The sequence below is a fragment of the Rugamonas sp. DEMB1 genome (assembly GCF_029834475.1).
Classification (GTDB): domain Bacteria; phylum Pseudomonadota; class Gammaproteobacteria; order Burkholderiales; family Burkholderiaceae_D; genus Rugamonas; species Rugamonas rubra.
The window spans coordinates 2012214-2031624 of the sequence record NZ_CP122407.1 but is presented as its reverse complement, the minus strand read 5'-3'; the positions used below and the strand labels follow the sequence as shown (position 1 = coordinate 2031624).

Genomic DNA, 19411 nt, shown 5'->3' with positions numbered 1-19411 from the left:
AGCTGAACGGGAATCCCGGCGCCGCGCGGTTACCCACACAAACTGTGGATAAGCTTGTTAACAAGGCCGCGCCGTCGGCGCCAAGCCCTTGTTTTGGAAAGGGAAAGGTTCGCTGCGCGTTTTTAGCGCAGCGCCACTACCGGCGCGCGGCTACGGCCGGGCCAGGATGGTGTTGATGTCGCCCGAGCTCAGCGCGGTCTGGGCGTAGTCGAAGCTGCCGCGCTCGAGCATTTCACGCCCGGCCCGCGTCAGCGCGTCGTAGGCGGCCTTGGCCAGCGAGCCGCCGACGCTGACCCGGCGCACGCCGAGCTCCTCGAGCTGGCGCAGCGTCAGCTGCATGTTCGGCAGCCCCATCATCACGTTCAAGGGCCGCCGCAACGCGGCGGCGACGGCGCGGATGTCGGCCGCCTTGCTCAGGCCGGGCGCGAACAGCACGTCGGCGCCGGCCTCCTGGTAGGCCTGCAGCCGGCGGATGGTGTCGTCCAGGTCCGGCTTGCCGTACAGGTAGTTCTCGGCGCGCGCCGTCAGCGTGAACGGGAAGTCCAGCGCGCGGGCCGCCTGCGCGGCGGCGCGGATGCGCTCGACGGCCAGGCCGATGTCGAGGATCGCCGCGCCGTCGCCGCCGACGTCCTCGATCGAGGCGCCGACCACGCCGCAGGCCGCCGCCTCGGCGATGCAGCCGTGCACGACGTCGGGCGCGTCGCCGTAGCCGTTCTGCAGGTCGGCGCTGACCGGCAGCGTGGTCGCCGCGCACAGCTCGCGCAGGTAGGCCATCATCGCCGGGCGCGCCACGCTCATATCGGCGCCGCCGCGCGACCAGGCCAGGCCGGCGCTGCTGGTGGCCAGCGCCTGAAAGCCCATCGCCTCCAACAAACGGGCCGAGCCCAGGTCCCAGGGATTGGGGGTGATGAAGCACTGCTGGTGCAGCGCGACGAAACGCGCGGCTTTTTCTGCTTGAGTAGACATGGGCGATCGAAATGGCTGCTGATGGATGGGAATTGGCGGGCCGGTCGGCCGTCCGCCTCAGGCGCGCGCGGCGCCGGCGCGGCGGCGCGCCAACACGCCCAGCAGACCCAGGCCGGCCAGCAGCATCGCATAGCTTTCCGGCTCGGGCACCGGCGGCGTCGGGCCGGGGCCGGGGCCGGGTATCGACGGGGTCAGGCTGTCGATCTTCATCCCCACGTACAGGCTGTCGTCGCGCGAGGCGTAGGTGAAGCTGTTGTAGACACCCATGATGGAGTAGTCCGAGGCCTTGATCTCGCCCGGCAAGGCGATCGAGTTGAAGGCGATATGCCGCATGTCGATGAAGTCGATGCCCACCTCCTGCCCCAGGCCCGACTGTCCGTCGCGCGTCAGCGCGACGATGTGCACCACGTCGACATGCGGGTTGTTGATGACCGACACCACCGGCGTGTCGACCGACTTGAAGCGCACGCCGCCGTTGCCGATCGAGTAGTCGACGCCGGCCATGGTGTTGGCGTAGCCGGGGCCGCCGTACAGGGCCGACTCGGCGCCGGGCTGGGCCGGCGGCGCGCCGAGGAACTGGCCCAGCTCGGTATCGTAGAAGAAGTGGCCGCGCACCTGGTCGCCCTTGCTGACCAGGGCGCCGGCGTAGTCGGACGAGCCGAGCGAGACGCCGGGGCCGGGGCCGCTCGGCGAGGTGTGGGCGTAGTAGGTCAGTTCGCTGACGGTCGCGCTGAAATCGTAGGCGACGATGCTGGCGTGGGCGCACGGCGCGCTGAGCAGCAACAGCGCGGCGGCGCCGGCGGACGGGAGGGTGGCAAGCAGGTGCATGGGAGGCCTCGTGGGATGGGATTGAATAAGATATCGGCGCGGAACAATGACAAAACATCATTTTCACATCGATAACATTATAAAACAGTCAGCATGCACCGCGTCAATTGTGCGCCGCCAATTCCCCGCCGCCCCGCCCCGTCTCGCGCGACATAGTTGCGCAATACCCACAGGCGCCACAGGCGGCCCCGGCGCTAGCCGGTCCGCGCCACCGCCCCGCCGCAGGCGCAGACCCGGTTGCGCCCCTCCTCCTTGGCCCGGTACATGGCCCGGTCGGCCGCCTCGATCAATTCCAGCGGGCACCTGTCGCGCGTCACCGGATCGAAGGCCTCGACGCCGGCACTGACGGTGACGACGCCGCCGGCGTTGCCGGCGTGGGTCAGCCGCAGCCCCTCGACCGCCGCGCGGACCTTCTCCGCGACGAGCAGCGCGCCCTGCATGTCGGTGCCCGGCAGCAGCAGCACCATCTCCTCGCCGCCGTAGCGCGCCACCACATCGCCGGGCCGCCGCGGCCCCTTGCCGACCGCCCTGCCGATCGCCCGCAAACACTCGTCGCCGGCCGCGTGGCCGTAGTTGTCGTTGTACAGCTTGAAGTGGTCGACGTCGATCATGACCAGGGCCAGCGCGCTGGCCTCGCGGCTGGCGCGGCTGAACTCCTCGCTCAAGGCGGCGTCGAAGCGGCGCCGGTTCGCCAGCCCGGTCAGGCCGTCCTGCATGGCCATCTCCTCCAGGGTATGGTTGAGCTTTTCCAGCGCGTGGCGCGCCAGCAACAGTTCCGCCTCGGCCTCGATGCGCCGGCGGATCTGCTTGAGCAGGCGGCCGCCCAGCCATCCCAGGCCCAGCAGCAGGACGCCGACCACGGCGCCGCTCAGATAGGCGTCGGCGCGCCACTCGGCCAGCACCTCGTCCTGCGCCAGCGCGGCCGAGACGACCAGCGGATACTGCTGCATGCGCCGGTAGCTGTTGATGCGCGTCACGCCGTCCTGCCCCGAGGTAAACACGGTGGTGCCGCTCGCCGCCTTGGGCAGGTAGTTGCTGAACAGCGGCAGTTTGGAAATGTCGCGCCCCAGCGACTTCTCCTCGAACGGCCGGCGCATCAACATGATGCCGCTGTCCGAGGCGACGAAGATGGCGCCGGCGCGGCCGATGTCGAAGCGCTGGTAGAACTGGAGAAAGTACTGCATGTCTATCGCCGCCAGCACCACGCCGGCGAAACCGCCGTCCGCCCGGTTCAGCCGGCGCGACACCGTGACCACCCATTTGCCGCTGGCCTTGCTGCGTATCGGCGGGCCGATGTGGGCGCCGCGGTCGGCGTGGTCGCGGTGGTAGGTGAAGTATTCCCGCTCCGAGATGTCCTGGTTCGCCAACGGCGTCGGCTGCAAATTGAGCCGCCAACGCCCGGCCGCGTCGAATATGAAGATGTCCTGAAGCTGCGGCAGCTCGCCGGTGCGCAACAGCAAAAAGTCGCGCAGGTGGGCCATCTCCACGTCGCCCGCGCCACCGTGCTCCATGCGGTCGACCAGGCCGACCAGGACCGTGTCGGCCTCCTTCAGCGTGTCGTAGGCGTGCTGGGCGACGGCGTTGGCCAGGTTGGCGCTGGCCCGCTCCGCCTGTTGCAGTTGCACGCTGCGGCTGTGCATGGTTTGCCACACTTGAACGGCCACCAGGGACAGGCACACCAGAACGATAAAGCTGCAGGCGAGCAGCATGACGGGACGGCGGAGCAGTCCACGCAGCGGGGCCGACTCAAGGGAAGGCTGATTCATTTGACGTCTTTCGAAACCGGATTGCGATCACGTCCCGGCGGCGGGGCCACAGCCTGGCCGGGCGGGACGGCGGCGGGGACGGCGTCGCCCTCCCCCCGCCAAGTATGCCCTGTTTCCGTCGGATAAGTCTCGCGATTTTTCACCCGGCGCCGCCGGCCGCCGGGCTCAGCCGCCCGACGGCGTGTGCAGCCAGCGGGCGTGGGCGGCGCGCGCCAGGTAGTCGAGCGCGAAGCCGAGCACGCCGATCAGCACGATGGCCGCCATCAGCTCGGAATAGGCCAGGCGGTCGCGCGCGTCGAGGATGAAATAGCCGAGCCCGGCCGACACGCCCAGCATCTCGGCCGGCACCAGCACGATCCAGATGATGCCGATGGCCAGCCGCACCCCGGTCAGCACCTCGGCGGTGATGCCGGGCAGGATCACGTGGACGATGGTTTCGCGCCGCGTCGCCGACAGGCTGCGCGCCAGCAGCAGCCAGTTCGGGTCGAGCCGGGCGACGCCGGCGGCGGTGTTGAGCAGGATAGGCCAGACGGCGGCGAAGGCCAGCAGGAAGTAGACCGGCGCGTCGCCGACGCCCAGGGTCATCACCGCCAGCGGCATCCACGACAGCGGCGAGACCATGCGCAGCAGCTGGAACAGCGGCATGGCCGCCGCCGCGAAGCGCTTCGAGCTGCCCACCAGCACGCCGAGCGGCACGCCGAGCAGCATCGCCACGGCCAGGCCGACGCCGACCCGGCGCAGGCTCAGGCCGACGTCGCGCCAGATGTCCGGCCCCCGCAGCAGGCGCAGCAGGGCCTCGGCCGCGTCCAGCGGCGCGAAGGCGGCGGCGATCGGCGTGTCGCGCTGCAGCGCGGCGACGCCGAACTGCCACAACAGCAGCGCCACGCCGAAGCCGAGCAGCGGCAAGGCTAGGCGTAGTTTCAAGCTCACCGTCATCGACTAGACCGCCACGGTTTCGCTGCGCAGCAGCTTGGCCGGCAGGCCGAACACGGCCGGGCCGCCGACCTGGTCGATGGCCTTGCGCACGAAGCGGTCGTCGACCAGGTCGCGCGCGACGAAGGCCGGGTCGAGCTTTCGCAGGAAGCCGGTGTCGCCCTCCAGCCGGGTGGCCTGCAGCGCCCGCACCATCTGCTCGGTGTAGGACGGGAAGGGATAGGGTTGGAAGTCGATGCGGCGCTGGCCCCACTCCTTGTGGGCGACGATGCCGCGCTGCTCGTAGGCGCTGAAGTCGCTCACCGCCAGCACCTTCGACAGCACCTGCAGGTTGTGCGGCGTGTAGCGGTGCGGGTCGCCGCTCGACAGCAGGCGCGCCGTGTCGATCTGGTTGGAGCGGGTCCACAGCTGCGCCTTGACGATGGCGCTGGTGACGCGCTGCGCCCATTCCGGGCGGGTGTTGATGTCGCGCTCGGACAGGAAGGTGACGCAGCAGGCGTGGTTCTTCCAGGCGTCGCCGGAGAAGCGCAGCACCTGGCCCACGCCGGCCGTCTCGGCCAGGGCGTTGAACGGCTCGGCGACGATGAAGCCGGCGATCGACTTGCTGGCCAGCGCCGAGACCATCTCGGCCGGCGCCAGCACCACCAGGTTGACCTCCTTGGCGCCGATGCTGCCCTCGCGGCCCTTGCTGACCACGCTCAGGCCGTTCTTGGCCAGGATCTGCTGCAGCAACACGTTGTGGATCGAGTACCAGAACGGGATGGCGACGGTGCGCCCGCCCAGGCCCTGCACGCGGTTGATGTCCTTGGCCACGGTCAGCGCCGAGCCGTTGATGTGGTTCCAGGCCACCACCTTGGCCGGGAACTTGGCGCCGTAGCGCACCGAGATGGTGGCCGGCGACAGCAGGTGGATCACGTTCACCTGGCCGGAGACGAAGGCCTCGATGATCTGCGCCCAGCTGCGGAACAGGCGCGGCGTCTCGGTCTGCAGCCTTCGGCCTCGAACAGCTTGCGCGCGTGCGCCACCAGCAGCGGGGTGGCGTCGGTGATCGGCAGGTAGCCGATCTTGACCGGCTGGTCGTCGCCCTTGGGCCCCTGCTGCGCCATGGCGTCGCCGGCGAACAGCAGCGGCGAGGCCGCGCCGGCGGCCGTCAGCGCGGACATGCGCAGGAAGTCGCGCCGCGTCATGCCGCAGTCGCAGTCGGACGAGGCGCAGACGTGGTAGGGGTTGCGGGCGGTGGTGTCGGTCATGGTGTGCTTTCTAAAAATTGGAATCGGGTGCTTCAGGTGCCGCTGCGCTCGTCGAGCAGCGCCGCCAGGATCTCCAGCCGCAGCGCGCCGATGGCGGCGGCGTGGGCCAGGCGCGGATGCGGCAGGTCGACCTGCCACTCGCGCACGATGCGGCCGGGCTGGCCGCCCATCAGCACGATGCGGTCGGCCACCAAAATGGCCTCGTCGATGTCGTGGGTGACCAGCAGCACCGCGCTGTGCCACTGGTGCACCACCTCGACCAGCAGGGTCTGCATTTCGGCGCGGGTGATGGCGTCGAGCGCGGAGAACGGCTCGTCGGCGAACAGCAGCTCCGGCTGGCGCGCCAGCGCGCGGGCCAGCGCGACGCGCTGCGCCATGCCGCCCGACAGCGCGGCCGGATAGCGCCGCTCGCTGCCGGCCAGGCCGACGGCGGCGATGGCCTGCTGCACGCGATCGGCGTGCGCGGCGCGCGCGATGGCCGGCTGGCGCGCGAAGTCCAGGCCGAAGCCGACGTTGCCGGCCACCGTCAGCCAGGGCAGCAGGCTGGCCTGCTGGAACACCAGCGCGCTGCGCGGGCTCGGCTCGCGCAGCGGCGCGCCGAGGAAGCTGATGGCGCCGGAGGACGGCGCCTGCAGGCCGGCCAGCACGCGCAGCAGGGTCGACTTGCCGCAGCCGCTGCCACCCAGCAGGCAGACGATCTCGCGCGGCCGGATCGACAGCGAGATGTCCTCGAAGGTCGGCGCCCGGCCCGGATAGGCGAAGCGCAGCGCCTCGGCGCGCAGGGCGCAGTCGGCGGGGGTTTCGCCGGGAGTTTCGCCGAGGTTTTCGCCGAGGTTCTTGCCGGACCTGCCGCCGCCGCCGCCCGGCCGCTCGCCGTCCGGCCGCGTGCCGTTCAAAGTCGCCTCGCTCATGCCTGCCCTGCCGCCCGCGCTGCCACCTGTTCTGCCGCCTGCTTGGCCAGCGCCGCCTGCAACTGCGTCAGGCTGGGGGTGATCACCGGGATGAAGGCCGACTCGCGCCAGCGGCGACCGAAGCCCTGCTGGTGCTGTTCGAGGTAGGCCAGGCCGCCGCGCGCCTGCAGCTCGAGCATCAAGGCCTCCTGCACCGAGCCGGCCAGCGCTATGCGCAGGCGGAACATCTCGGCCGGATGGCTGACGAAGCGGCCCGTCGCCACGCCGTCGAGCAGCGTCTCGACCTGCTGGTCCAGCGCCAGGCGCGCCGCCGCGATGCGCTCGCCCAGCGGACCACGGCCGCTGCCGGCCACGCCGGCCGCCTGTGCCAGACTGGCGCGGGCCAGGCCGATCGACATGCCGCACTGCATGCCGAGGAAGGCCGGCCGCACCTGCGGCAGCCAGGTCGCCGCGTCGGCGCTGATGACCTGCTCCGGCCCGGCCGCCACGCGCGCCAGCTTGACGGCGGCGGTATGGCTGCCGCGCAGGGCGATCAGTTCCAGGTTGGCGCCGCGCTGCACGCCGGCCGTCTCGCTGTCGAACACCACGATGACCGGCGGCGCGCCGTCGCTCGGCGCCACCGCCGCCGCGACGACGAAGTGGGCCGGATGCAGATTGGTGACCCAGGCCAGCTGGCCGTCGAGCCGCCAACCGCCCTGCTCCACCTCGGCGTTGATCTGCAGCGGCTCCATCCCGGACAGGAACTTCATCGCGTTCGACAGGCCGGTGGCGCCGGCCAGGCGGCCGGCCAGCAGCGCCGGCAGCAGGCGCTCGCGCAGCGCCGCGTTGGGGCTGTGCAGCAGGTATTCGATAAAGGTGCGCTGGCCCCAGTAGACGAAGGCCGCCGTGACCGACTGTTCGGCCACCTCGGCGATGGCGCGGATGGCGTCGCGCACGTCGCCGCCATCGCCGCCCAGATCGGTCGGCACGCCGACGCGGAAACGGCCGCCGGCCGCCAGTTGCGGCATGACGGCGTCGGCCTGCTCCTGCGATTGATCGAGCGCCTCGGCGTGTGTGCGCAGCCAGTCGTTGAGGGTGGCCATGTTAGATCGCGCCCGGCAGGTAGGGGGTCAACTCCGGATTGACCGGCGTGCCGGCCAGGCTGTTGGCGAAGTTGCACAGCGTGGCCAGGCTGATGCCCAGCACCACCTCCAGCGCCTGCTGCTGCGTGTAGCCGGCGGCCAGGAAGGCCTGCAGCTCGGCGTCGTCGACCGCGCCGCGCCGCGCGATGACGGCCGTGGCGAAGTGGGCCACCGCGTCCAGCTTGGCGTCGCCGGTGTCGGCGCCGCTTTGCAGCGCGCGCACCAGCTCGGCCGGCTGGCCGGCCTTTTTCAGCGCCACCGCCGTGTGGCCCGCCACGCAGAAGTCGCAACCATGGATGCGCGCCGCCGTGATCTGCACCACTTCGCGCTCGGCCAGCGTGAGGCTGGCGCGGCCGTTGATGCCGGCCACCGTCATGTAGGTCTCCAGCGCCACGGGGGCGTTGGCCAGCACGCCGATCAGGTTCGGCAGGAAGCCGTTGTTGGCGATGGCTTTCGCCACGAAGGCCTGGCTGTCGGCCGGCGCGCTATCGAGTGAGTGCAGGGTGAGTCGGGACATGGTCGTCTTTCTTGGACAAGGAGGCGATATTATCCGATGTCGAGGCCGCTGTCGCCATACTCGTTCGTCGCCGTTTGATGTTCAAACGTCTTTATGCGGCCGTGCGCAACTGGCGCCGGTAGCTGCCCGGCTGGGCGCCGACGATGCGCTTGAAGGCGCGGCTGAACGCGGCGCTCGACTGGTAGCCGACATGCTCGGCCGCCTGCTCGACCGAATCGCCGGCGCGCAGCCGGCTGGCCGCCGCCGTCATGCGCAGGCGCAGCAGGAACTGCGCCGGCGGCAGGCCGCCGACGTTGCTGAAGTGCTTGCAGAAGGCGGCGCGCGACATGTGCACCGCCTGCGCCATGCGGGCGATGCTCCAGTCCGCGCCGGGATGGCGCAGCAGCTCGTCGAGCAGGGCGACGAACTCGCCGCGCTGGGCCAGCGCCAGCAGGCCGGCGCCCACCGTCTCGCGCTGGGCGGCGTGGCGGATCAGGTAGAAGAACAGCAGCTCGACCAGGCGCGCCACCAACGGCGAGGGCCGCCCCGGGTCGCCGCCCGCCTCCGCCAGGATCAGGTCGAACAGCGCCGCCGTGTGGCGCAGGGCCGGGTCGCCGCTGCGGCACACCAGATGCTGCGGGAAGGAGTCGACCACCATGGCGCTGAGCGTGCCGCGAAAACGGAAGAAGCCGCAGGCCAGGCCGGCGCCGGCCTCGGCGCCGTCGCGCGCGCCGGCCAGCGGCAGCATGTCCTGGCCGCCGACGAGCGCCCCGGGGTCCGGCGAGGGACTGAGGAAGTGCGCCACTTCGCGCATCAGGAACACGCCGTCGCGCGCCTGCAGCTTGAGCGGCGCCTGGCCGGGCACGTGCAGATAGCACTCGCCGTGCAGCAGCAGGTGGAAGCTGGCCAGGCAGCGGTCGGCCGTCGAGGCGCGCCACGGGCCGCAGTAGCGCCCCACGTGCAGGGCGGCCGCGTCCAGCTCTATGCTGCTGAGCAGCCATTGCGCGAGTTGTTCCGAGGCGGCCGGTTCCATTAGTGTTTAGGCAAAAGGAAGCGATTGTATGCCTTCCGCGCCGCCGGCGACAGGATTGAATCCACATATCCATATGCCGAAGGCGTAGCGGCCCGCCGTGGCGTCGCCATGGCCGGTGCTTGCTGCTACTATCCGTGCAACGCCGACCGCCCGCTTACAAGGAACTTGAATTGTCGATCGAACCGAAAACCCACCTCGTCCCCGCCGGCGTGTCCGGCATCGTCGGTGCCGCCACCGTGCTTGCCCTGCTGTACTTCGGCCGCGACGTGCTGATCCCGATCACCCTGGCGATCATCCTCAGCCTGCTGGTGGCGCCGTGGGTGCAGCGGCTGCGCCACATCGGCCTGGGGCCGACCGCCTCGGTCGGCGTGGCCGTGCTGACGCTGGCGCTGGCGCTGGGCGCGGTCGGCTTCGCCATCGGCCTGCAGGTGGTGCGCATCGGCGCCAGCCTGCCGCAGTACACCGACACCATCCGCAGCAAGGTGACGGCGATGGAGCAGCTGGCCTCGGGCAAGCTGGGCATGCTCAACAGCGAGGCCGGCCGCCTGGTCGAGCAATGGGCCGACAGCCCGGCGCCCGGCGCCGCCACCCTGCCGCGCGCGGCGGCCGACGGCGGGCCGGTGCCGGTCGAGATCCACGAGGCGCCGCTCAAGCCGCTGCAACTGCTGCTGCGCATCGCCTCGTCGATCTGGCCGCCGCTGGAGACCGCCGGCATCGTGCTGGTGGTGCTGGTGTTCGTGCTGCTCGAGCACGAGGCGCTGCGCGACCGCTTCATCCGCCTGGCCGGCGGCGACGACCTGCGCGCCACCACGGTCGCCGTCAACGACGCCGGCCAGCGCCTGTCGCGCTTCTTCGTCTCGCAGTTCGCCGTCAACCTCGGCACCGGCGGCCTGGTCTGGCTGGGACTGGGCCTGCTCGGCCTGTCGCAGGCGCTGCTGTGGGGCGCGATGACGGCCACGCTGCGCTTCATCCCCTACATCGGCGTGCCGATCGCCGCCTGCTGCGCCACCCTGCTGGCCGCCGCCGTGGCGCCGGGCTGGTCGCTGGCGCTGATGACCTTGCTGCTGTTCCTGTGCATCGAGGTGGTCGTCGCGCAGATGGTCGAACCCAAGCTGTACGGCCACACCACCGGGTTGTCGCCGCTGTCGGTGGTGATCGCGGCGATCTTCTGGAGCTGGATCTGGGGCCCGGTCGGGCTGGTGCTGTCGACCCCGCTCACCCTGTGCCTGGTGGTGGCCGGCCGCTACGTGCGCGCGCTCAACATGTTCGAGATCCTGCTCGGCGAGCTGCCGGCGCTGACGCTGCCGCAGAACTTCTACCAGCGCGCCCTGTCCGGCGACAGCGCTGAGATCATCGCCGGCGCGCGCCGCATCCTGGCGCGCAAAACGTTCGCCGCCTATTGCGACGCGGTGCTGGCGCCGGCCCTGCACCTGGCCCGCGCCGACCTCGACGCCAAGACCATCAGCAAGGGCGAGCAGCTCAAGGTGGCCAGCGCGATCGCCGCCGTCATCGAGGCGCTGGGCGAGAAGCCGAGATGGTGGCGCCGCTACGGCCGCACCTCGATGCTGGAGGGCACCTGAACATCGGCCGCGAACTGCGCCACCGCCGCGAGGCGCTGCTGGGCGAGAACCAGGGCGCGCTGGACGTGCCGGCCGGCACCATCGTGCTGTGCATCGGCGCCGGCTCGGTCGGCGACGAGCTGGCCGCCGAGATCCTGGTGCGCATCCTGCGCCAGCAGGGCATCGACGGCCGCCACATGGCGCTCGACGAGTTCGACGGCACGCCGCCGGACGACTTCAATCCGGCCGTGCTGGCCCTGTACTGCCTGGTCAGCATCGAACCGGCCAAGGAGCAGAGCCAGATCGCCGCCGCCCTGGCCGCGCTGGCCGGCTTCCTGCCCGACGCCGAGCCGCTCGCCCTGCTCCTCGCCAGCCCCTTCGAGCAGCTGGTGCTGCAGGACAGCGACGCCGGCGGCGGCCGCGCCGTGGCGCGCTCCTTCGAGGCGGCGGCCCAGGCCTGCCAGCGCGTCCTGCGCGGCAAGAAGCGGGCCTAGCGGACCGCCGCCGGACTCGCCAGTCCTATGTCGCAGGCCAAGTTAGCTACTGAGCAGGCGACGGCGCAACATGGCTTCGAGGTCGCGGCTCGCATGGCACACGAGATGAATGTAGCAAGTGTCGTGGTCGCCGCGCTCGAAGACGATACGGTGCTGACCAACAAGCAGTTGGCGATACTGTGAAAGATTGAGTTCCTCCAATTCCTTCACATAAGTCCCTTTGTGCTTCGGCCACTCTTTAAGAGCCGCAACGGCGTCACGGATTTCCGCAGTGATTTTGGCGGCGAACTGAGGAGATTCGGAATTCTTCAAGAAATCGCGAATGTCGATCAAATCGTCTTTGGCGGCATCGGTCCAAATGATTCTCATGCTGCCGAATTGCCTTCCTTGTCTTCGGCGTCAAGCTGGGCAAAGAAGTCGTCATGGTCAGTAAGCTTCCCTTCGTCAACCTGCTTCCTGCCATGAGCGAGGATGCGCAGCATGGTCAGCTGGTTCTGCGTCTTCTGATAGCTCAACGGGTCTTGAATAATGGCTTGAACCTTGCCGTTGACCGTGATTGCAACAGGATCATGTGTCTCCTGAACCTGCTTCACCACGTCGCTAGTGTTCGTCTTCGAAGTAGCTGATTGGTTGAATGTTCAAAAAATTCATTCCATCCTCCGTCAAGTTGGTGACAGCATCATAGCATCGAGCGGCTAAATTAAGCACTAAATTAGGCACCAAATTCGGCCTGCCGGGCGCGGCAAATAGCGCGCGGTGATCCTTCAATCGCGGCAACTGTCGCTGTCGATCGACTGATACAGCATGAGTCCGCCACCTTGGCCTTGTGCCTTGTCCGCGCCGCGCCGCCCTCCTAGACTGGTAGCGTTTCCACATTGCGAATGGCATGCCATGACCGAACTCCTGCCCTTGATGAGCTATTGCCTTGTAATGTCGGCCACCCCGGGGCCGAACAACGTCATGCTCGCCACCACCGGCGCCAATTTTGGTGGGCGCGGCGCGCTGCCGGCCATCCTGGGCATCCAGGCCGGCATGTTCGTGCAAACCATGCTCATGTGCGTGGGGCTGGGCAGCGCGTTTATCGCCTACCCCTTGGCGCAGCAAGTGCTGCGGGTCGCGGGATCGTTATACCTGGTGTTTTTGGCTTGGAAGCTGAGCGGGGCATCGGTGGGCGGCGCACAGGTGCCCAAGGCGGTGTCGTTCGCCCAGGCGGCGACATTTCAAGCTCTCAACCCCAAGAGCTGGGTGAAGGCCGTTACGGTGGCGTCGGTTTTCATGCCGGCCGGGCAGAATCCGCTCGGCAATGCGCTGCTGGTGGCGCTGATCGGCACCCTGGTGGGCATGCCTTGTAACCTCATGTGGGCCATGTTTGGCGTCTCGATCCGCCACTTGCTGAAAGATCCGCGCAAGCAGCGCGTGTTCAATCTGACGATGGGCGCGATCCTGCTGGTCCTGGCCGTGATGTTTTTACGCTAAAATTTCACATGTTCGACATCGACCGCTCCTCCCCCATCGCCCTCTCCAAGCAGATCGAGGCGACACTGCGCCACATGGTCGAGAGCCGGGCCTGCCTGGCGGCGCCAAACTGTTGTCGATCCGCCAGCTCGCCACCCAGTTGGCGGTCAGCACCAATACCGTGGTGGTGGCCTATGACAGGCTGGTCGCGGCCGGCGTCATCGATTCCCATGGCACGGCGGGTTTTTTTGTGCGCACCACGAGCGACGCCGGCAGGTCGATTCCCGACGAGGTCGCACTGGAAGCGGGCACGGAGCAGGAGCCGGTCTGGTTGGCGCAGCAGGCGAACGATCAGCGCGCCGGCGTGTTGCAGGCCAGCAGTGGCGCCTTGCCGCCGACCTGGCTGCAGGACGCGGTGCCGGCCGCCGCCGTGCAAAGGGCCTTGGCGCGCAGCGCCGCAGGCATGGCCTCGCGCTGTCCGCCGCAGGGGCTGCCGGAGTTGCGCGAGCACATCGCGCTGCTGCTGCGCGGCATCGGCGCCGCCTTCGACGCCGGCCACATCCTCACCACCTTCGGCGGCACCCACGCCATCGATTTGATTTGCCGTAGTTTTTTGCAGCCCGGCGACACCGTGCTGGTGGAAGACCCCGGCTATTTTCTGATGTTCGGCCGCCTGCGCCAGGACGGCATACGTTTGGTGCCGATCAAGCGCCGTCCCGACGGCCTCGATCTCGATGAATTGGAGGCCGCCTGCCGCGAGCACCGCCCGCGCCTGCTGTTCGTGCAAACGGCGCTGCACAACCCCACAGGATGGAGCAGCAGCGCCGCCAATTTGCACAAGGTTTTGATCTTGGCGCAGCAGTATGGTTTCCTGATCGCCGAGGACGACGTGCACGGCCATTTCCAGCAAGGCCACTGTACCCGGCTGGCATCGCTGGCCGGGCTCGACGGGGTGATTTACTATTCCAGCTTTTGCAAGGCGCTGAGCCCGGCCCTGCGCATGGGCTATCTCGCCGCCGCCCCCGCCCTGCTCAAGGTGCTGATGCGCACCAAGATCCATTCCATCATGACGCTGCCGGCGCTGAACGAATACGTGCTGCTGGAAGTGCTCAGGGCCGGCAACCTGCGCAAGCATCTGGAGCGTATGCAACGCAAGATCATGGCGGCGCGCAACGTCAGCACGCGCCAGTTGAGCGCGGCGGGCGTGCTGTTCGAGCAGCCGGGCGACGCGGGCATTTTCTTGTGGGGCACCATGCCGGAAGGACTGGACGTCGACTTGTTGGTGCAGGACGCCTACCGCAACAAGATCCTGCTGATGCGCGGCGCCGCCTTCTCGGCGAACGACACGCCCGACCAGCACATCCGTTTCAATGTCGCCTTCAGCCAGGAGCCACGCCTGAGCAACTACCTGCGAGAGCGCCTGCAGGCCGTGGCTGGGGCATGTCAACCAACCAACATCCCCTCCCGTACATTGATTCGCGTTCAATGACCTCAGCTGACTCAGCCAAGGATTCCGTGATCCAGTCTCACAAAACCCAAGGCTATGCCGGGTGGCATGTCAGGCCCACCCGGTACCATGCTCGCCGCCGCTTAAGCGGCCTGGCGGCGCTGCTGGCGGCGCTTGGCCAGACCCAAGCAGGCTAAGCCGATCCCGAACATGGCGTAAGTCGCCGGCTCAGGTACCGGCGCTGCAGGCGCCAGCGACAACGAAGTGATGTTGGCTTGGAGGATCTGGTAGGCACCGCCATTGGTCCAGTAAAGCTCCACTTCGCCTTTGAAGTTGTCCAGCGATAGGGATGTCGGCAAATCGGCATTGGAGAAAAGCCCGTTTCCAACTTTGGAGGTGAAGTCAAACGACATCGTTTCGGCCGCACGGTAGCTGTCCAATTGCCAGCTGCGCATTCTGAGATAGTCGCTGACGTACAGGCCACCAACCTCTTCGTTGTGGACGGTGATTGTTGGCTTGCCGTAATAGTCATAACCTTCACGACCGAGGGCAGTTGCGAAGTGGTACCCGGTGTCAGCGGTGACACTGCTACCTGTTACAGTGACGCCCTCATAGGTGGCGTAATGGCTATCGCTCAATGGGGTCTTTTTCGCGTTGGTGTCATAAAAGAATGACCCGGTGAGCGTGGAAGTCGCGTTCACCTTCGTTGCTAAATGGTGGTCGCCATACGAACTCAGCGGAGGACAGTCGTAGTGGGTGCAATTGGGACCCCAGATCAAATTATATCCTTGGGCAACAAAATTGTACTTCACGATTTCCGCTTGCGAATTAGCAGAAAGCAGTAGTAACGCCGACAGCGTCAATTTTTTCATTAATTTGCTACGGTGCATTTCATTCTCCGTAATATTAACCAAAGAACAATTGTACATTTTTAAATACAAAAAAGGCAAACTTCCTGGTGTTTTATTCAACGAAGATCACCGGTGTTGGGTAAGCGTCTGCCCAGTGACGTCTTGAGCGGCTTGGTGATTTGATCGATGATGGCATCACACCGCTGGGAAGCGGCATCATCTCAGAGGGCTGCCGGTAGGTTGCAGTTCCTAGGCAAGAAATCATCAACCCGGTTGACGGGATGATCGGCGATATGCGTCAGCACGTGACGCAACCAGGCTTCGGGGTCGACACCGTTCAGCTTGGCTGTGCCGATCAGGGAGTAGATCGCGGCGGCGCGCTCCCCGCCGCTGTCGGCGCCGGCAAACAGATAGTTGCGTCGGCCGATGGCCACGCCACGCAAGGCGCGTTCGGCCGCCGAGTTATCGATCTCGACGGCGCCGTCGTCGCAGTAGCGCAGCAGCGCCGGCCGGCCACCGGCATCTCGCGCGCCGCCTCGGCCTCGTCGGCCTGCAGGTCCTTCCAGTTGCAGTTCCAGCTGTTCGATCTGGTGGTCCAGCTTTTCGGACTTCCGGCCGAACTGCATGCGCCGCAATTTGGCGATCTGCAGCTTGAGGTGCTCGATCTCGATGGCGCGCGTGTTCAGTTGATCACGCAGACCTTCCACCACCTCGTCTTGGGCGAGCAGCAGCGCCTTCAAGGCGGCGATGTCGTTGGGCAGGTCGGCAAGGTTGAGCATGGGCCGAGTTTACGCGAGCCCTGCGGCGTTTACAAGGCCGACGTCGGCTTCCATGTACGTTCCGGGCGCCGCCAGTCTATTCCTTCAAGCAGCATCGACAGCTGCGCCGGTGTCAGCGCCACAGAACCGTTGCTGGCCTGCGGCCAGATGAAGCGCCCGCGCTCAAGCCGCTTGGCCAACAGGCACAGGCCGTCGCCGCTCCACCACAGTAGTTTGACGAGGTCGCCGCGTCGGCCACGGAACACAAACACGTGGCCGCTGAAAGGGTCTTCCTCCAGCGCCGTCTGCACTTTGGCAGCCAGGCCATTGAAACCGGAGCGCATGTCGGTGGTGCCGGCGGCCAGCCAGACCTTCGTGCCGGCGGGCAGGCCGATCATCGCAGCATCCGATCCAACACTTGCGCCAGCGTCGATACATTGGGCTGGCCTTCGATCCGCACGCGGACCTCGCCCAGCTCGAGCACGATAATACCGTTGGCATTGGCGGTGTCGTTACTCGGAGCCGGCACCGTCGGCGCCAGCACCACCGGCAACAAGCCATCGTCACACATTAACGCAGGCACGCCGAGGCGGCCTTGCTCATAAAGACGGCGCCAGCTGAACACCTGGTTGGCGTTGACGCCGTGCTCGCGGGCGATGCGCGCGACCGAGGCGCCCGGTTCCAGCGACAGCGCCACCAACGCGCGCTTGAATTCCAGCGGGTGCTGGCGATAATGGCCGCGCGCACTAGTGGAAATGATCGGTTGAAAATTTGTGTCCATAATCGAAATTTGTGGGCACAAATGCTGTACCAAGATTCGATCATGAATGACGCTGTTCAGGCAGTCCAGACGGGGCTGGGAAGACGCTTACCATTGATTCGCGTTCAATGACCTCAGCTGACTCAGCCAAGGATTCCGTGATCCAGTCTCACAAAACCCAAGGCTATGCCGGGTGGCATGTCAGGCCCACCCGGTACCATGCTCGCCGCCGCTTAAGCGGCCTGGCGGCGCTGCTGGCGGCGCTTGGCCAGACCCAAGCAGGCTAAGCCGATCCCGAACATGGCGTAAGTCGCCGGCTCAGGTACGGGCGCTGCAGGCGCCAGCGACAACGAAGTGATGTTGGCGTAGAAGATCTGGTAGGGAACGCCATCGGTCCAGAAAAGCCGCACCTCGCCTTTGAAGTTATCCAGCGATAGGGATGTCGGCAAGTCGGCATTAGACAAAAGCCCGTTTCCAACTTTGGACGTGAAGTCAAGCGTCAGTAGTTCAGTCCCACCGTAGCTATCCGTTTGCATGGAACTCATTGTGACATAGTCGGGGCCCCATCGGGAACTAACCGGTTCGTTGTGGACGTCGATTGTCGGCTTGTGGTAAAAGTCACCGGGGCTAGATGCATAGTGAAACCCGGTGTCAGTGGTGAAACTGCTACCTATTGCATTGACGTCCACATAGCTGGCGTACTTGCTACCGTCCCCATAGGTTTTTTTCAGGTTCGTGTCATAAAAAAACGATCCGGTGAGCGTGGAAGTCTCGTTCAGCATCGTTGCTAAATGATGGTCGCCATAACTACTCTCCGGAGGAGGTTCACAGTAGCGGCCTGTGCACCCGGGACCCCAGGTCAAACTATATCCTTTGGCAGCAAAATTGTACTTCACAATTTCCGCTTGCGAATTAGCAGAAAGCAGTAGAAACGCCGACAGCGTCAATTTTTTCATTAATTTGCTACGGTGCATTTCATTCTCCGAAATATTAACCAAAAGACAATTGTACATTTTTAAATATAAAAAGTCGAACTTCCTGGTGTTTTATTCAACGAAGATCACCGGGGTTGGGCGAATCATGGACAGCGAATACGGCAATCGCTAGGCGGACCACGTTAAAGTGGTGGTGGAAGACAAGAAAAAGCCCACTCGAGAGTGGGCTTTTTCTTGATTTTGCAATCGAATTTGGAGGCGAGGATCGGAATCGAACCGACCTAGACGGCTTTGCAGGCCGCTGCATAACCTCTTTGCTACCTCGCCAGAGGAACTACCGCGCATTGCCGCTCAACACCACGACAACACTCACAACAAGGAAACGGTCACGTTTCCTTCTGAATTCTGGAGCGGGAGAAGAGGCTCGAACTCTCGACCTCAACCTTGGCAAGGTTGCGCTCTACCAACTGAGCTACTCCCGCGATGGAGCTTCTAATTTTTCACATCTACAACAATATCTGCCTTTGTGGAGCGGGAGAAGAGGCTCGAACTCTCGACCTCAACCTTGGCAAGGTTGCGCTCTACCAACTGAGCTACTCCCGCATCGGAGCATCTATTTCTACTACGCCATTACAACATCAGCACTTTTTGGAGCGGGAGAAGAGGCTCGAACTCTCGACCTCAACCTTGGCAAGGTTGCGCTCTACCAACTGAGCTACTCCCGCATCGGAGCTTCTGTTTCTACTACGCCATTTACCACCATCAGCATCTTGGAGCGGGAGAAGAGGCTCGAACTCTCGACCTCAACCTTGGCAAGGTTGCGCTCTACCAACTGAGCTACTCCCGCATCTGCGCTGCTGATTCACTACTCACTGCGACTACTCACATCCATTTCTTCCACCAGGATCAACTGGAGCGGGAGAAGAGGCTCGAACTCTCGACCTCAACCTTGGCAAGGTTGCGCTCTACCAACTGAGCTACTCCCGCTTGGAAGTCCAACATTTTAGCAGACAGTCACCGAAGTTTCCAGTGCTACTTACTTTACTACTTGCTAGTGGCGATTCCAGAATCTGGAGCGGGAGAAGAGGCTCGAACTCTCGACCTCAACCTTGGCAAGGTTGCGCTCTACCAACTGAGCTACTCCCGCTTCGTCAACAACAGGCCAGCATTATAGAGGAACCCGAAGGGGTGTCAAGGGGCCGACTAGGGTTAACTGAAACATTTCGCCAAATCAACCCGCCCTGCCCGCTCAATCCAGGCTGCCGGCCTTTTCCTTGATCAGCGGCCAGGCCAGCTTCAGGTAGTAGCACATCGACCAAACGGTCAACACGCAGGCGATCAGCAACAGGCGTTCGCCCCACACTTGCGTGTCGACGGCGCCGAGCAAAATGTCGTGGAACAGCAGCAGCGGGATGGCGGTCATCTGCGCCGCCGTCTTGATCTTGCCCAGCGAGCTCACCGCCACCGATTTGGAGGCGCCGATCTGCGCCATCCACTCGCGCAGCGCCGAGATGGCGATCTCGCGGCCGATGATGATGAAGGCCAGGATGGCGTTGACGCGGTCCAGCTGCACCAGCACCAGCAAGGCGCCGGCCACCATCAGCTTGTCGGCCACCGGGTCGAGGAAGGCGCCGAAGGCCGAGGTTTGGTTCCAGCGCCGCGCCAAAAAGCCGTCGAACCAGTCGGTGATGGCGGCGACAATGAACACCAGCGTGGCGGCCATGTTGCGGTCCGCCACCGGCAGCCACGGCGTGGGCAGATAGTACACGCCCACCACCAGCGGAATCAGCGCCACGCGCAACCAGGTCAACAGGATCGGAATATTGAAGGGCATAGGCTCGAGTAAAG

Annotated in this window: 18 protein-coding genes, 7 tRNA genes and 4 pseudogenes; 4 read left to right on the top strand and 25 right to left on the bottom strand. The window is 65.8% G+C overall.

Features of this window, described 5'->3' with window-relative positions; all coding sequences use genetic code 11:
• Nucleotides 1–150 precede the first annotated feature (150 nt).
• From QC826_RS09420 to QC826_RS09380, 9 genes and pseudogenes are all read right to left on the bottom strand, one after another.
• A complete protein-coding gene (locus QC826_RS09420; RefSeq protein ID WP_279765345.1) occupies nt 151–966 on the bottom strand; it encodes an isocitrate lyase/phosphoenolpyruvate mutase family protein in 816 nt (271 codons plus the stop codon).
• A 57-nt stretch (nt 967–1023) separates the two neighbouring features.
• Nucleotides 1024–1794 carry a PEP-CTERM sorting domain-containing protein gene (locus QC826_RS09415; protein WP_279765344.1) on the bottom strand — a complete coding sequence of 257 codons (771 nt, stop codon included), beginning with the start codon at nt 1792–1794 and terminating at the stop codon, nt 1024–1026.
• 194 nt (nt 1795–1988) lie between these two features.
• Nucleotides 1989–3503, bottom strand: a complete 1515-nt coding sequence (locus tag QC826_RS09410; RefSeq protein ID WP_279765343.1) for a sensor domain-containing diguanylate cyclase — start codon at nt 3501–3503, stop codon at nt 1989–1991.
• A gap of 222 nt (nt 3504–3725) precedes the next feature.
• Nucleotides 3726–4484 (bottom strand): ABC transporter permease, encoded by a 759-nt coding sequence (locus QC826_RS09405; protein ID WP_409567786.1) that lies wholly within the window; start codon nt 4482–4484, stop codon nt 3726–3728.
• A 15-nt stretch (nt 4485–4499) separates the two neighbouring features.
• Nucleotides 4500–5743: pseudogene (locus QC826_RS09400) on the bottom strand (ABC transporter substrate-binding protein).
• 32 nt (nt 5744–5775) lie between these two features.
• Nucleotides 5776–6654, bottom strand: a complete 879-nt coding sequence (locus QC826_RS09395) for an ABC transporter ATP-binding protein (protein WP_279765341.1) — start codon at nt 6652–6654, stop codon at nt 5776–5778.
• Nucleotides 6651–7736, bottom strand: a complete 1086-nt coding sequence (locus tag QC826_RS09390) for an acyl-CoA dehydrogenase family protein (RefSeq protein ID WP_279765340.1) — start codon at nt 7734–7736, stop codon at nt 6651–6653. The genes QC826_RS09395 and QC826_RS09390 overlap by 4 nt, the downstream gene beginning before the upstream one ends.
• Before the next feature lies 1 nt (nt 7737).
• Complete coding sequence (locus QC826_RS09385; RefSeq protein WP_279765339.1) at nt 7738–8292, bottom strand: carboxymuconolactone decarboxylase family protein; 555 nt, start codon at nt 8290–8292, stop codon at nt 7738–7740.
• Nucleotides 8293–8383: 91 nt separating this feature from the next.
• A complete protein-coding gene (locus QC826_RS09380; RefSeq protein ID WP_279765338.1) occupies nt 8384–9304 on the bottom strand; it encodes an AraC family transcriptional regulator in 921 nt (306 codons plus the stop codon).
• A gap of 170 nt (nt 9305–9474) precedes the next feature.
• Between QC826_RS09380 and QC826_RS09375 the strand changes: the two genes are divergently transcribed.
• Both QC826_RS09375 and QC826_RS09370 read left to right on the top strand, forming a co-directional pair.
• On the top strand, nt 9475–10884 hold the full coding sequence (locus QC826_RS09375; protein WP_279765337.1) for an AI-2E family transporter: 1410 nt from the start codon (nt 9475–9477) through the stop codon (nt 10882–10884).
• Nucleotides 10839–11357, top strand: a complete 519-nt coding sequence (locus QC826_RS09370) for a hypothetical protein (protein ID WP_279765336.1) — start codon at nt 10839–10841, stop codon at nt 11355–11357. The genes QC826_RS09375 and QC826_RS09370 overlap by 46 nt, the downstream gene beginning before the upstream one ends.
• A gap of 42 nt (nt 11358–11399) precedes the next feature.
• On the opposite strand, the gene QC826_RS09365 is transcribed toward QC826_RS09370, so the two are convergent.
• Together QC826_RS09365 and QC826_RS09360 are read right to left on the bottom strand one after the other, a co-directional pair.
• Complete coding sequence (locus tag QC826_RS09365; protein WP_279765333.1) at nt 11400–11726, bottom strand: type II toxin-antitoxin system RelE/ParE family toxin; 327 nt, start codon at nt 11724–11726, stop codon at nt 11400–11402.
• Nucleotides 11723–11968, bottom strand: a pseudogene (locus tag QC826_RS09360) (type II toxin-antitoxin system prevent-host-death family antitoxin); the annotation flags it as partial. The gene QC826_RS09365 and the pseudogene QC826_RS09360, both read right to left, overlap by 4 nt.
• 280 nt (nt 11969–12248) lie before the next feature.
• Between QC826_RS09360 and QC826_RS09355 the strand changes: the two are divergent.
• Nucleotides 12249–12833: a LysE family translocator gene (locus tag QC826_RS09355; protein WP_279765331.1), complete on the top strand. Its 585-nt coding sequence runs from the start codon at nt 12249–12251 to the stop codon at nt 12831–12833.
• A 112-nt stretch (nt 12834–12945) separates the two neighbouring features.
• Complete coding sequence (locus QC826_RS09350) at nt 12946–14301, top strand: PLP-dependent aminotransferase family protein (RefSeq protein WP_279765328.1); 1356 nt, start codon at nt 12946–12948, stop codon at nt 14299–14301.
• A gap of 101 nt (nt 14302–14402) precedes the next feature.
• Here QC826_RS09350 and QC826_RS09345 read toward each other — a convergent pair whose 3' ends face one another.
• The 14 genes and pseudogenes from QC826_RS09345 to pgsA form a co-directional block, all read right to left on the bottom strand.
• Nucleotides 14403–15149: a PEP-CTERM sorting domain-containing protein gene (locus QC826_RS09345; RefSeq protein WP_279765326.1), complete on the bottom strand. Its 747-nt coding sequence runs from the start codon at nt 15147–15149 to the stop codon at nt 14403–14405.
• Between the two features lie 182 nt (nt 15150–15331).
• Nucleotides 15332–15616: pseudogene (locus QC826_RS09340) on the bottom strand (transposase domain-containing protein); the annotation flags it as partial.
• Between the two features lie 17 nt (nt 15617–15633).
• Nucleotides 15634–15889: pseudogene (locus QC826_RS31570) on the bottom strand (transposase domain-containing protein); the annotation flags it as partial.
• 29 nt (nt 15890–15918) lie between these two features.
• Complete coding sequence (gene tnpB / locus QC826_RS09335) at nt 15919–16266, bottom strand: IS66 family insertion sequence element accessory protein TnpB (protein ID WP_279765324.1); 348 nt, start codon at nt 16264–16266, stop codon at nt 15919–15921.
• The gene (gene tnpA / locus QC826_RS31565; protein ID WP_409567785.1) at nt 16263–16649 is read right to left on the bottom strand and encodes an IS66-like element accessory protein TnpA; all 387 of its coding nucleotides are present in this window, start codon (nt 16647–16649) and stop codon (nt 16263–16265) included. Before tnpA ends, tnpB begins: the two co-directional genes overlap by 4 nt.
• Nucleotides 16650–16861: 212 nt before the next feature.
• Entirely contained in the window at nt 16862–17602 is a 741-nt protein-coding gene (locus QC826_RS09325) for a PEP-CTERM sorting domain-containing protein (RefSeq protein WP_279765323.1), read from the bottom strand.
• Nucleotides 17603–17816: 214 nt separating this feature from the next.
• Nucleotides 17817–17890 (bottom strand) — tRNA-Cys (locus QC826_RS09320).
• A gap of 79 nt (nt 17891–17969) precedes the next feature.
• Nucleotides 17970–18045: transfer RNA gene (locus QC826_RS09315), tRNA-Gly, on the bottom strand.
• Between the two features lie 45 nt (nt 18046–18090).
• A tRNA-Gly gene (locus QC826_RS09310) sits at nt 18091–18166 on the bottom strand.
• A gap of 46 nt (nt 18167–18212) precedes the next feature.
• A tRNA-Gly gene (locus QC826_RS09305) sits at nt 18213–18288 on the bottom strand.
• A gap of 46 nt (nt 18289–18334) precedes the next feature.
• A tRNA-Gly gene (locus tag QC826_RS09300) sits at nt 18335–18410 on the bottom strand.
• 64 nt (nt 18411–18474) lie between these two features.
• A tRNA-Gly gene (locus QC826_RS09295) sits at nt 18475–18550 on the bottom strand.
• Nucleotides 18551–18634: 84 nt separating this feature from the next.
• Nucleotides 18635–18710 (bottom strand) — tRNA-Gly (locus QC826_RS09290).
• Between the two features lie 102 nt (nt 18711–18812).
• Nucleotides 18813–19397, bottom strand: a complete 585-nt coding sequence (gene pgsA / locus QC826_RS09285; RefSeq protein ID WP_279765322.1) for a CDP-diacylglycerol--glycerol-3-phosphate 3-phosphatidyltransferase — start codon at nt 19395–19397, stop codon at nt 18813–18815.
• Nucleotides 19398–19411 lie beyond the last annotated feature (14 nt).